Annotated in this window: 12 protein-coding genes; 9 read left to right on the top strand and 3 right to left on the bottom strand. The window is 35.5% G+C overall.

Going from position 1 to position 11,936, the window contains the following annotated elements; translation table 11 throughout:
- Positions 1-6 precede the first annotated feature (6 nt).
- Complete coding sequence (locus EKM03_RS00715; protein ID WP_126454980.1) at positions 7-237, bottom strand: uracil phosphoribosyltransferase; 231 nt, start codon at positions 235-237, stop codon at positions 7-9.
- 143 nt (positions 238-380) lie between these two features.
- Here EKM03_RS00715 and EKM03_RS00710 point away from each other — a divergent pair, with 143 nt between their 5' ends.
- Entirely contained in the window at positions 381-1,310 is a 930-nt protein-coding gene (locus tag EKM03_RS00710; RefSeq protein WP_126739701.1) for a DUF6427 family protein, read from the top strand.
- On the opposite strand, the gene upp is transcribed toward EKM03_RS00710, so the two are convergent.
- On the bottom strand, positions 1,305-1,958 hold the full coding sequence (gene upp / locus EKM03_RS00705) for a uracil phosphoribosyltransferase (protein WP_126561355.1): 654 nt from the start codon (positions 1,956-1,958) through the stop codon (positions 1,305-1,307). The two genes, EKM03_RS00710 and upp, sit on opposite strands and share 6 nt — an antisense overlap.
- An 86-nt stretch (positions 1,959-2,044) precedes the next feature.
- Between upp and EKM03_RS00700 the strand changes: the two genes are divergently transcribed.
- Both EKM03_RS00700 and EKM03_RS00695 read left to right on the top strand, forming a co-directional pair.
- Entirely contained in the window at positions 2,045-2,650 is a 606-nt protein-coding gene (locus EKM03_RS00700) for a DUF4254 domain-containing protein (RefSeq protein WP_126561354.1), read from the top strand.
- A gap of 43 nt (positions 2,651-2,693) precedes the next feature.
- Positions 2,694-3,701, top strand: coding sequence for a glycosyltransferase family 9 protein (locus EKM03_RS00695; RefSeq protein ID WP_126739700.1), 1,008 nt, complete (start codon positions 2,694-2,696; stop codon positions 3,699-3,701).
- Between the two features lie 85 nt (positions 3,702-3,786).
- On the opposite strand, the gene EKM03_RS00690 is transcribed toward EKM03_RS00695, so the two are convergent.
- Complete coding sequence (locus EKM03_RS00690; protein ID WP_126454992.1) at positions 3,787-4,839, bottom strand: ferredoxin--NADP reductase; 1,053 nt, start codon at positions 4,837-4,839, stop codon at positions 3,787-3,789.
- A gap of 151 nt (positions 4,840-4,990) precedes the next feature.
- On the opposite strand from EKM03_RS00690, the gene EKM03_RS00685 reads away from it, so the two are divergent.
- The 6 genes from EKM03_RS00685 (at position 4,991) to EKM03_RS00660 (ending at position 11,935) form a co-directional block, all read left to right on the top strand.
- On the top strand, positions 4,991-5,332 hold the full coding sequence (locus EKM03_RS00685; protein WP_091259149.1) for a PadR family transcriptional regulator: 342 nt from the start codon (positions 4,991-4,993) through the stop codon (positions 5,330-5,332).
- A gap of 10 nt (positions 5,333-5,342) precedes the next feature.
- Entirely contained in the window at positions 5,343-6,014 is a 672-nt protein-coding gene (locus EKM03_RS00680) for a hypothetical protein (protein WP_126457777.1), read from the top strand.
- A gap of 6 nt (positions 6,015-6,020) precedes the next feature.
- Positions 6,021-6,722 (top strand): hypothetical protein, encoded by a 702-nt coding sequence (locus EKM03_RS00675; RefSeq protein ID WP_126457778.1) that lies wholly within the window; start codon positions 6,021-6,023, stop codon positions 6,720-6,722.
- Between the two features lie 48 nt (positions 6,723-6,770).
- Positions 6,771-8,240, top strand: coding sequence for a DUF5687 family protein (locus EKM03_RS00670; protein ID WP_126457779.1), 1,470 nt, complete (start codon positions 6,771-6,773; stop codon positions 8,238-8,240).
- A 50-nt stretch (positions 8,241-8,290) separates the two neighbouring features.
- A complete protein-coding gene (locus tag EKM03_RS00665) occupies positions 8,291-8,986 on the top strand; it encodes an ABC transporter ATP-binding protein (protein WP_126739699.1) in 696 nt (231 codons plus the stop codon).
- Positions 8,987-9,310: 324 nt separating this feature from the next.
- Positions 9,311-11,935, top strand: coding sequence for a lipopolysaccharide assembly protein LapB (locus tag EKM03_RS00660; RefSeq protein ID WP_158616359.1), 2,625 nt, complete (start codon positions 9,311-9,313; stop codon positions 11,933-11,935).
- Position 11,936: the final 1 nt, after the last annotated feature.

The following is an 11,936-nucleotide window of genomic DNA, read 5'->3' as shown; positions in this document are numbered from 1 at the left end:
TAATTCTTATTTTAAGAAAGAGTGAGCGGTAGTATCTTGTTTTTCTGTTCCTGCTTCTTCAAAAATTTTCAATTGTTTGATCCAATATACCATTGCTGAGGCACAAATAATCATGAAAATCCAGTTAATTGTGTTTGCAGCAAACCAAGAGGTAAGCTCTAGTGAGCGTAAAAAGTCTAGAGGAGCAAATAAAATATTTACAAATAAGTATTGTATTCCTTCGAAAAATGCTTTCATAATGTATAAAATTAATTTTAGTAGTTGTCTTTTGGGAACTCTGACGGGTAAAAATTCTTATTTAGAAGAATCTTTTTGAACTTGCAGGGTTTGCTTTTTAAACAAGTATTATATTTACGAACACAAAAGTATAAAATATCCGTATGATAACAAGTATTTTTAGAAAATCTACACCATTAAATTTTTCATTGGTCGTAATTTTGATGCTGGTTTTCTTTTCTATATACCAATTTCAAGATTTATCGTGGGTGAATTCCTTTTTTTCGATCTTAAATAAAGCAGGATTGTTCTGTTTTGTAGTGGCTTCTGTTTTTATTACCGATTTTGTGGCCAAAAAAAATGGATTGAGCAAAGACAGTACCTACACGATTTTTTTTTACTTTTTGTTGTTGCTTTTTTCCCCAACTATATTCGACAATACAAATCTGATTATTTCGAATTTCTTCATTTTATTAGCCCTACGTCGATTGATTTCATTGCAGTCCCTGAAAGCTTCTAAAGAAAAAATATTTGATGCCTCATTGTGGATTTTTCTGGCTGCTTTATTTCATTTTTGGAGCATAATCTTTATCGTATTGGTTTTTATATCTATAATTTTTCATGTTTCCAGAGATTATAGAAACTGGATGTTGCCTTTTATTGCTTTTTTTATTGCAGGAATTATGTTTCTGCTTTTTGCAACAGTTTTCAACCTGAATGTGGTTGATTACGTTTTGAAAAGTGTAAAAATTAATTTTAAAATTGATTATTTCACTACCAATTATCAAAACGGCGCCTTGTCTATTTATGCAACAATCGCGCTATTTTTTCTGGTTTCGATGTTTGCCACATTATCTAACAGGCCACAATTGGTGCACACTTCTTTCAAAAAAATTGTTGCTTCGTTTTTTATTGGGGTACTTATTTTTCTGATTTCATCAAATAAAAGCAGCGACTTATTAGTGTTTACATTTGCTCCTTTGGCCATTATGGCAACCAGTCACATTGAACTGCCTCAACTTAAACTAAAACAGGAAATGGTACTATTTGTGCTTATTGCCTGCGGCTTGTTTGCTTTTTTTACGCAATTATAGCTTTTCACCGTAGGCTAAATCACCTGCATCTCCTAAACCGGGAACAATATAACTGTGCTCATTTAGCTTTTCATCTAATGTACCGACCCAAAGATGACAATTTTCCGGCAAATGTGCTTCCAGATGTGCGATACCTTCAGGAGCAGCAATAACGACCGCAATGTGAATCTCTTTAGGTGTGCCTCTCTCCATCAATTTATTGTAAACCGCAACGATAGATTGACCGGTGGCAAGCATAGGATCTACTAGTACTAAATTTTTGTTGTTGATGTCAGAAATGGCCTCGTATTGCACAAGTATATCAAAGGAATCATCATGGTTTGGATGGTGCCTAAAAGCAGAAACGAAACCATTTTCGGCATAGTCAAAATAATTCAGAAAACCCAAATGTAATGGCAATCCGGCCCGTAGAATGGAACATAAAACCAATTGATCCTTGATTTCAGTGGTTTTTTTAAGGCCTAATGGTGTTTTGATTTCTACACTTTTATACTGTAATTCTTTACTCAATTCATACGCCATTATTTCACCAATACGTTCAATGTTTCTTCGGAAGCGCATGCTGTCATTGTGAACGTTCACATTTCTAATCTGCCCTAAAAAATGATTTAGGACGCTGTTTTCCTCTGATAAATAATGGATTTGCATGGTCGTATTTTTGTAATTAAACTTATAGTTATTTTTATATGGTATAAAAGTATAAAAAGTATCTTTGTCTTTTAATATATAAAGATATGTTTTCAAAATTAGCGTACTCCGTATTCGAACAAAGTATCAACGATTATCATCAATTTGATACTGTTGATCAGCCCATAAATAATCCTTTCCCAAAGGATAAATTTGAACATTTGTTGTATCACAAAAACTGGATTGACACCGTGCAATGGCATTTTGAGGATATTATTCGGGATCCAAATATTGATCCGGTTGCCGCTTTGACCTTAAAAAGAAGAATCGATGCTTCTAATCAGGAACGTACCGATATGGTGGAATATATTGACAGTTATTTTCTTCAAAAATACAGTGCTGTAAAAGTAAAAGACCAAGCAAAAATCAACTCCGAAAGTCCGGCTTGGGCTTTTGATCGATTGTCGATTTTAGCCTTAAAAATTTATCACATGAATGAAGAAGCTACTCGTACAGAAGCTTCACAAGAGCACAGAGATAAATGTCAGGCTAAGTTGAATATTTTATTGGAACAAAGAACAGATTTGTCAACTGCCATTGATGATTTATTAACAGACATTGAAAATGGCAATAAATTCATGAAAGTGTACAAACAAATGAAAATGTACAACGATGATGATTTGAATCCTGTTTTGTACCAAAACAAGAAATAATTTAAACCCTCTTTTGTCAAAAGAAATCCAACATATATCCGTCATGAGGCTTTCCGCAATGGGAGATGTCGCCATGACGGTTCCTGTTTTACGCGCTTTTGTAAACCAGCATCCGAATGTTAAAATCACAGTGATTTCCAGACCGTTTTTCGAACCTTTTTTTGAAGGAATTCCGAATCTTTCTTTTTTTGCTTTCGATGAAAAAGTACGACACAAAGGGGTTGCAGGATTGTTGCGTTTGTTCCAAGATTTAAAAGGTTTAAACATTGATGCTTTTGCCGATTTACACAATGTCTTGCGCTCTAAAATCATCCGAAACCTTTTTGCTTTAAGCGGAAAAAAAGTAGCTTCTGCGGATAAAGGAAGAGCCGAGAAAAAAGCGCTGACCCAGCCAGAAAACAAAGTGTTCCAGCAACTCCCTACGATGTTCGAAAGACACGTTAAAGTATTTGAACAACTCGGTTTTACAATTAATTTATCACAACCTGAATTTCCTCAAAAAGCAATTTTGAGTCCAGAAATTCTTGCGATAATTGGAGAAAAAAATCAAAAATGGATTGGAATTGCTCCTTTTGCACAATACGATTCTAAAGTGTATCCGTTGGATTTAATGCAGGAAGTAATTGACAAATTAGCTCTGGACACAACCAATACCATTTTGCTTTTTGGCGGTGGAAAAAAGGAAATCGAAATCTTAGATTCGCTTGCTGCTAATAAAGAAAACATGATTGTTGTTGCGGGGCAACTCAAATTGCGACAGGAATTACAACTCATTAGCAATCTTGATGTAATGCTTTCCATGGATTCTGGGAATGCACATATTGCAGCAATGCTAGGCGTAAAAGTGATTACACTGTGGGGCGCGACGCATCCGTATGCGGGATTTTCACCGTTTAATCAACCGAAAGAAAATTCTTTGGTTTCCGATAGAAATATGTTTCCAAAATTACCGACTTCGGTTTACGGGAATAAAAAAGTAGCTGGTTATGAAGATGCGATGCGTACGATTTTGCCGGGGACAGTAGTTTTAAAAATAAAAATGTTTTTTTGAACCATTAAGGTATTTAGAAAAATTACATCTCAATTATGCCTCTCAAGATGTTTTAAACAAAGCTACCGTAAAGGGAACAGTTTTCCTAAACATCATCATAATCCACATAAATAGTTTCAGAAGTTGGATGTGCTTGACAGGTAAGAATCAAACCATCGGCGATTTCTTTATCGGTAAGGATGGAATTTTTCGTCATTTCGGCAGTTCCGGAGGTAATGCGAGCCAGACAACTGCTGCAAATTCCGCCTTGGCAGGAGTACGGAGCATCAAGGCCTTGTTTTAAAGCGGCATCAAGAACGGTTTGTTTTTGTGACATTTCAAAAGTCGTTTCCTCATCATCCACCATAATCGTGATTTTGGTATGTCCACCCAATGATTTTTTTATTTGATTTTCTTCGGCAGACGGAGTGAAAAGTTCAAATTTTATAGCCGATTCCTTGACATTATTTTCTTTTAAAACATCCGAAACCGTATTGATCATTGTTTCCGGACCACACAAATAGAATTTTTCGAATTCTAATTCTTTATGTTTATTTTTCAAAATGAAGTTGACGGTTGATTTTTCAATTCTGCCGAATAATTCACCTTCAATTTTGGACTGACTGTATACATAGTGAACAAAGAAACGAGCTACATATTTTTGTTGTAAATCATGTAATAGTTGGTGAAACATGGTTTCTTCTGGAGTTTTATTTCCGTAAACCAAGATAAAACTGCTTTTTGGTTCGCTGCTGAGAACACTTTGAATGATGGATAAAACCGGAGTAATTCCGCTTCCGGCTACAAAAGCTGCATAATTTCTGGCGCGATCCGCATCAGCAACAAAGGTAAATTTTCCTTCTGGAGTTCCTACTTCCAGGGTATCTCCCGCTTTTAGTTTTGTATTAGCCAATTGAGAAAATGCACCACCTTTTACGGCTTTTACCGCAATTCGCAATTCGCCGCTTTCCGGAGAAGAACAAATGGAATACGCACGACGGATCTCTTCACCGTCAAGTTTCAATTTCAAGGTGGTGTATTGACCAGCCAGATAGGTGTAAAAAGCTTTAAATTCTAATGGGACGTTAAATAAGACCGAAACCGAGTCTGTGGTTTCTCGTTTAACTTCTTTAATGTTTAATTTATAGAATGACGACATGTTGTTTTTTTTGCAAATATAGTAAACAGAATAGGTTTTTTGAATTCAAAATATTTGAAATTTAACATACATCACTAAGTTATGTATAAGTTTCTTATGTATATTTGTTAGGTACAATCGAGATGATTCCAAAACGCTCAATGACAAAAAAATGAAAAACTCACAATTATACAAAGGAAGTCTGAATACGATTATCATGAAATTGCTCGAAGAAAACGGCAAGATGTACGGATATGAAATCACTCAGAAAGTAAAGTTAATTACCCAAGGCGAACTCAACATCACCGAAGGCGCCTTGTATCCGGCTTTACACAAACTCGAGGCCGAAGGTTTGCTGGATGTTGAAATCGAAAAAGTGGATAACCGCATGCGAAAATATTACAAACTCACGGAAAGCGGTCAGAAAGAAACCGTCAACCGACTTTCAGAACTCGAAGATTTCATCCGAAACATGCAGAGTTTAGTGAATCCAAGTCCAAAATTAGAATTTTAATCTTATGAAGATGAAACTAACCACCGAACAAATAGAATATGTGTCCAACTATGTCAAATCCTTTGACATCAAATGGTATGAATTGCAAGTAGAATTTACAGATCACATGGTAAGCAGTATAGAGGAAATTTGGGAGAAAGATCCCGAACTTACTTTTCATCAAGTGAAACAATATGCTGAAAATAAGTTTACAGAGGATTCTAGTTTTAAAGCGATTCAAGAGGAAAGAAAACGTATTTTACAAAAATTGTACAGAAAAGTACAATGGAAAATGATAACTGAATATTTGAAGTTTCCTAAAATTTTTGGAAGTATTCTTTTAGTATATCTCGCTTATACTTTTTCAGCTTATTTTGTTAGTCCTCAGAAATATTTAGCGGTATTATTTTGTTCTTTATTACTCATTGGTTTGCCATCGTTATATTACTGGTGGAAAAACAAAGAAATTGATGGTAAGCACTTTTTAACTTTAGAAACCTTAAACCCTAATCTTTTGGTATTTTCTTTTCCTAATTTGGGAATGAGTATGAGTAATCTACTGAAACAAGAATTAGTCCAATACCAATGGTTGGTATTACTCTTTTGTTGTATTTGGGTATTAGGAATTTTGATTTCAATTACAGCAATTCACCTTCAAAAAGAAACAAAGGAAAATGTCAAAAAACAATACCAACTGAATTAATTTCACATGAAACTAACCCACCAACAAATAGACCAACTTTACCTTTTTACCCGTCAGCATTATGTGGAATATTACGATCTACAAACGGAATTGGTCGATCATTTAGCAAACGCTATTGAAACTGAATGGCAGCAAAATCCCAAACTTACTTTTGACGAAGTCCTGAATAAAGAATTCAGGAAGTTTGGCGTTTTTGGGTTTATGGATGTGGTGGAAAGTCGGCAAATTGCTTTAGGGAAAAAATACAACCGTATTGTATGGAGTCATTTTAGAAGGTTTTTTACGATACCTAAAATTATAGTGACAGTGTTTTTGATTTTGGCAGTGTTTTTTTTCCTTAAAAAATATTATACAATAGAGATTTTTAGGATATCCATGTTTTTTTTAATAGTTAGTATGCTGCCTTTTTTGTTTTTTGCAAACAGAAAAATGAAAAAACGTAAGCAGGAAACGGGAAAAATTTGGCTTTTTGAAAAAATAATTTCTAATTATGGAACTTTTCCGTGGTTAATGATTTTGCCCTTTCATTTTTTTAATATCATTAGAATTGATAGAACAACAAATCCACATGACTTGACACTATTTTGCATGAGCCTGTTGATAGTCTCAATGTCTTTGGCCATTTATATTGTATTAAAAATAATCCCTTCCAAAGCAGAGGCCTACTTAAAACAAACCTACCCGGAATATAAACTAGAAAATTTGTAACGTTTTCTTACTTTTAAATACCTATTACTAAACCAAAATAACCAAACTATGATTCAAAAATTTCTTTATCTCGAATGGAAAGCATTTTTTAGATCGGCTTCCTTCGCCACTAATTTGGCTTTGAAAATCCTGATGGGTTTTGTTGCCATTTATTTCATTTTAATTTTCTTGGCATTAGGAGTCGGGGCCTTTTATATTCTGAAGAAAATGAATCTGGACCCAATTGTTACCGTAAATCAATTCCTGATTTATTATGTGTTGATGGATTTAATCATCCGATTGCTGTTGCAAAAAATTCCGGTAATGAACATTCGCCCCATGTTAATTTTCCCCATAAAAAAATCCACGATTGTTCATTTCTCACTAGGGAAGACGGTTTTGTCCTTCTTCAATTTGGTGCACTGTTTTTTCCTGATTCCGTTTTGTGTTGTTTTAATTATCGAAGGCTATGATGTAGTTTCCGTAATGCTTTGGTATACTGCGTTGTTTTCATTGCTGTACATCAATAATTTTCTAAATATTCTATTGAGTAATAAGGACAATTTATTTGCCATTTTCTTAGCACTAGCTGCTATTTTAGGAGGATTACACTATTACGGACTCTTTAATATTACGGAGTTTACAGCGCCATTTTTTAATGCTATTTTCAATACGTACTGGGCTTTCGCTATTCCGGTTTTGGTTTTAATCGTGCTATATTATATTACTTTTCAGTATTTCAAAAAGAATTTATACCTCGATGCGGGGTTGTCAAACAAACATGATGAAGCCAAAACAGAAGAGCTGACTTGGTTAAACCAATTTGGAACCATAGGAACCTTCTTGAAAAACGACATAAAATTAATCAAAAGAAACAAACGTTCTAAAACCACTGTGGGACTGAGCGTCATGTTCCTTTTTTATGGCTTTCTTTTCTTCACTAATGGGATTGAAGCGTATAATAATCCTATAATGCATATTTTTGCGGGGATATTCGTTTCGGGTGGATTCTTAATCACTTTCGGACAATTTGTACCGAGTTGGGACAGCGCGTATTATCCGTTAATGATGACGCAAAACATTCCGTACAAAGGCTATTTGAGTTCAAAGTGGTGGCTGATGGTAATTGCTACAATTGTGACTACAACCATTGCTTCGTTCTATCTTTACTTTGGATGGCAGGTATATTTAACCATTATTGTGGGTGCCATTTATAACATTGGAGTCAATTCTCATTTAGTTTTATTGGGTGGCGCGTACACTAAAACACCAATCGATTTGAGTTCCGGGAAAGGCGCTTTTGGAGATAAAAAAGCATTCAATGTAAAAACGATGCTAATTTCACTGCCGCAATTAGGATTGCCCGTTTTACTGTATTGGGCCGGTTCTACTCTAGCCGGTGCTAATGTGGGATTAGCCATAGTGGCTTCGGCAGGAGTGATAGGTTTTGCATTCAAAGACAAAGTTTTCACCTTGATTGAAAAAATCTATAAATCAGAGAAATACGCAACCATTGCGGCTTACAAACAAAAAGGATAAATAGCAATCACATTATCCAAACAACCAGTTAACCGACTAAACTTCAAAAAATGATACAAGTAAACAACCTTTCGAAAACATACAACGGAACAACCGTATTAAAAATAGATACTTTAGAAATAAAAAAAGGCGAAAGCTTTGGATTAGTAGGGAATAACGGTGCCGGAAAAACCACTTTTTTCAGTCTTTTATTGGATTTAATTCAGCCATCAACGGGAAATATTGTCAACAATGACGTTCAAGTAAACACCAGCGAAAACTGGAAACCGTTCACCGCTTCTTTCTTGGACGAAAGCTTTCTCATTGGGTACTTGACGCCCGAAGAATATTTTTATTTCATTGGCGATTTACGCGGACAAAACAAAGCCGATGTGGATGCTTTACTGGCAACACACGAAGAGTTTTTCAACGGAGAAATCCTCAATAACAAGAAATATTTACGCGATTTATCCAAGGGGAACCAGAAAAAAGTAGGCATCATCGCCACTTTAATTGGGAATCCGGAAGTCATTATTCTGGATGAGCCGTTTGCCAATTTAGATCCCACGACCCAATTTCGATTAAAAAAAATCATCAAGGATTTAGCGGATAATCCGGAAGTAACCGTTCTGGTTTCTAGCCACGATTTACTGCACACCGTTGAGGTCAGCAACAGGATTGTTGCGCTGCACAAAGGCGAAGTGGTCAAAGACATTCAAACTTCGGAGGAAACCTTAAAGGAATTAGAACTATTTTTTGCCGTTTAAAATTCAACGCAACAGTCGTAGACTAAACTTTTACCGCTAATTTGCTAATTGCATTTATTAATTTAAATGTTCAGTTTGCGAATTAGCGGTTTTTTTTGGGCGTAACCCTCCGTGATTGCTTCGTCGTTCCTCCTCGCAACTTCGGGTCGGGCTGTACGCTGTATCCACGCTAAAAAGCGAGGGATGCCGCTTCCATCCCTTACGCACGATAGGAAAACCGAAATATAACACCATAATTTTCACGATAGCAAAAAGAAATGTATTTTTACCACTAAATATACTAAAACGGGTATTTACTAGTTAATTGATAAAAAACGTTTTCCATTGAAAATCAATAGATTCAAGCAGTTATTTTTCTTTTTCTTTTTTTCTTTTTTGGCAGCCTGTTCTACCAAGAGAGATACTTTTATGGCAAGAAATTCACACGCGTTAAGTACCAAGTATAATATTTTATATAACGGTCAAGTAGGATTGGATAAAGGAGTTCTGGCGGTAAATGCCAATAGCGATGATGATTTTTGGCAACTTCTGCCGGTAGAAAAAATGCAAATTGTAGAAGATTTTACTTCCACAACAAAACCTAAAAATACCGATTTTGAATTGGCAGAAGCCAAAGCGACCAAAGCCATTCAAAAACATTCGATGAACATTGGTGGCAGAGAAAAAAACAGTCAAATAGACGAAGCGTATCTGATGCTTGGAAAAGCCAGGTATTACGACCAGCGATTTGTTCCGGCACTCGATGCTTTCAATTACATTCTCTACAAATATCCAAACAGCAGCAAGATTTATGAAGCCAAAATTTGGCGGGAAAAAACAAACATGCGTCTGGGAAATGATGCTTTGGTCATAAAAAACATCAGTAAATTAGTAGAAGATCACGACCTGAAAAATCAAGTTTTTGCGGATGCAAATGCCCTTTTGGCCGCTTCTTTTTTTAATTTAGAAGAAAAAGACAGCGCCGTTGCTAAGATCAAAAACGCGATTGAATTCACTAAAATAAATCAGGAAAAAGCACGATACCGTTTTGTTTTGGGACAACTGTATCAGGGATTAGGATACAAAGACAGCGCGGTTGCATCCTATCAATCCGTGATTGACATGAACCGAAAATCCGAAAGAAGATTTGTCATTCAGGCGCATGCCAAAAAAGCCGAATTGTTTGATTATGAAAAGGGAGATTTTAATTCTTTTGTTGAAACCTACGATGAATTAATAGAAGACAGAGAGAACAGGCCTTATAAAGATCTGATTTTTCATCAAATGGCAGTGTTTTATGATAAACAAAACAGACAGGAACAAGCCTTAGATTTTTATAACGCCTCGTTAAAGACCAGTTCAAAAGACACCTATTTAGTAGCGTCAAATTATAGAAATTTAGGAAACCTGTATTTTAGAAATGCGGATTATCCTGTGGCGGCAAAATATTATGATAGTACCTTGGTTAAATTGAATACAAAATCAAGGGAGTTTAATAAAATACAAAAAATAAGAAGCAATCTCGATGAGGTGATTTTGTATGAAGCGCTAGCAAAGCGAAATGACAGCATCCTGAATGTGGTGGCGATGAACCCTGCGGATCGTCAAACTTATTTTGAAAAGTATATCGTTCAACTAAAAGAAAAAGAGGAGGCCAAAAGACTTTTAGCGGAGCAAAATAAAGCAAAACAGGAAAACATAGAGCGGAATAATTCGATTGGATCGGCAGGTTCGGCTTCAGATCAAGAGTCCGCAAAACCCATTCGGAAATCACCCATGATGCCACCAACCATTCCCAGCGCGACGACCCAATCAGCGGGTAGTTTCTATTTTTATAATCCTACAACAGTTGCTTTTGGAAAAGTAGACTTCAAGAAAAATTGGGGAGAAAGGACTTTAAATGGGAATTGGAGACTTTCATCAGGAAATGCTAACCCAACTTTGGCTGCTGCTTCGGTTGAGGACAGTCAATCCGTTGAAAAGAAAACGGAATCAAATAAAATTATAGAAGAACATACACCAGATTTTTACCTGAAACAGCTTCCTACGGCACAAATCGAGTTAGACAACATAGCCAAAGAACGTAATTTTGCTTACTATCAATTGGGTATTATTTATAAGGAAAAATTCAAAGAAAATAGTTTGGCTATTGCAAAATTGGAACAATTATTAAACAATAATCCAGAGGAAAAACTGGTGCTTCCAGCGATGTATAATTTGTATAAATTATATCAAATCACCGATGTAAACATGGCAACTGCGATGAAAAAGGAGATAACAATTCGGTTTCCGGATTCGCGTTATGCACAAATAATTAACAACACCAATCCGGATGCAATTTCTCAAACTGAAACCCCGGAAAGCGTCTATGCTAAGTGGTATAAAGCATTCCAAGAAGAGCAATTTATTGCCGTTATAGAGCATTCAGACAGCTTGATTACTCAATTTTCAGGCGAGGATATTGTATCTAAATTCGAATTGCTCAAAGCAAGTGCCATTGGAAAACTAAAAGGTGTGACGGCCTACAAAAACGCATTACAAGAGGTGGCTGATAATTATCCAAATAGCGAAGAAGGCAAAGGAGCACAGGTTATTTTGAATGACCAAATCCCGTTTTTAGAGAAAATGGAGTTGAATACAACGGATTCAAATAATTGGAAAATTCTATATCAAGTAGGTTCTCGTGACGATAAAAATACAAAAGCAGTGGAAGAAAAAATTAAAATGTTCATAGCCAGTGAAAATCTTCAGAAACTATATTATTCCTATGATATTTATACGGAGAAAGAAAATTTCATTACCATTCACGGTATAAAATCACGGGTTTATGCAACTGACATAACATTGGTTTTAGCAGAGAACATAAAATATAAAATCACGGATGCCGCAATAGTGGTTTCAGGTGAAAACTACAAAGTAATCCAAATCAAGAAAAATCTCGAAACGTATTTGGTACCAAAAAAGCAATAAT

Source organism: Flavobacterium sp. GSP6 (assembly GCF_003984855.1).
GTDB lineage: Bacteria > Bacteroidota > Bacteroidia > Flavobacteriales > Flavobacteriaceae > Flavobacterium.
This window is presented reverse-complemented; position numbering and strand designations above follow the sequence as displayed.

What these genes read in the sequence shown, in the direction of transcription:
- EKM03_RS00700 (WP_126561354.1), top strand. Translation starts at nt 2,045, where the DNA reads ATGTTTTCAAAATTAGCGTACTCCGTATTCGAACAAAGTATCAACGAT.
- EKM03_RS00695 (WP_126739700.1), top strand. Translation starts at nt 2,694, where the DNA reads ATGAGGCTTTCCGCAATGGGAGATGTCGCCATGACGGTTCCTGTTTTA.
- EKM03_RS00715 (WP_126454980.1), bottom strand. Translation starts at nt 237, where the DNA reads ATGAAAGCATTTTTCGAAGGAATACAATACTTATTTGTAAATATTTTA.
- upp (WP_126561355.1), bottom strand. Translation starts at nt 1,958, where the DNA reads ATGCAAATCCATTATTTATCAGAGGAAAACAGCGTCCTAAATCATTTT.
- EKM03_RS00710 (WP_126739701.1), top strand. Translation starts at nt 381, where the DNA reads ATGATAACAAGTATTTTTAGAAAATCTACACCATTAAATTTTTCATTG.
- EKM03_RS00670 (WP_126457779.1), top strand. Translation starts at nt 6,771, where the DNA reads ATGATTCAAAAATTTCTTTATCTCGAATGGAAAGCATTTTTTAGATCG.
- EKM03_RS00680 (WP_126457777.1), top strand. Translation starts at nt 5,343, where the DNA reads ATGAAACTAACCACCGAACAAATAGAATATGTGTCCAACTATGTCAAA.
- EKM03_RS00690 (WP_126454992.1), bottom strand. Translation starts at nt 4,839, where the DNA reads ATGTCGTCATTCTATAAATTAAACATTAAAGAAGTTAAACGAGAAACC.
- EKM03_RS00665 (WP_126739699.1), top strand. Translation starts at nt 8,291, where the DNA reads ATGATACAAGTAAACAACCTTTCGAAAACATACAACGGAACAACCGTA.
- EKM03_RS00675 (WP_126457778.1), top strand. Translation starts at nt 6,021, where the DNA reads ATGAAACTAACCCACCAACAAATAGACCAACTTTACCTTTTTACCCGT.
- EKM03_RS00685 (WP_091259149.1), top strand. Translation starts at nt 4,991, where the DNA reads ATGAAAAACTCACAATTATACAAAGGAAGTCTGAATACGATTATCATG.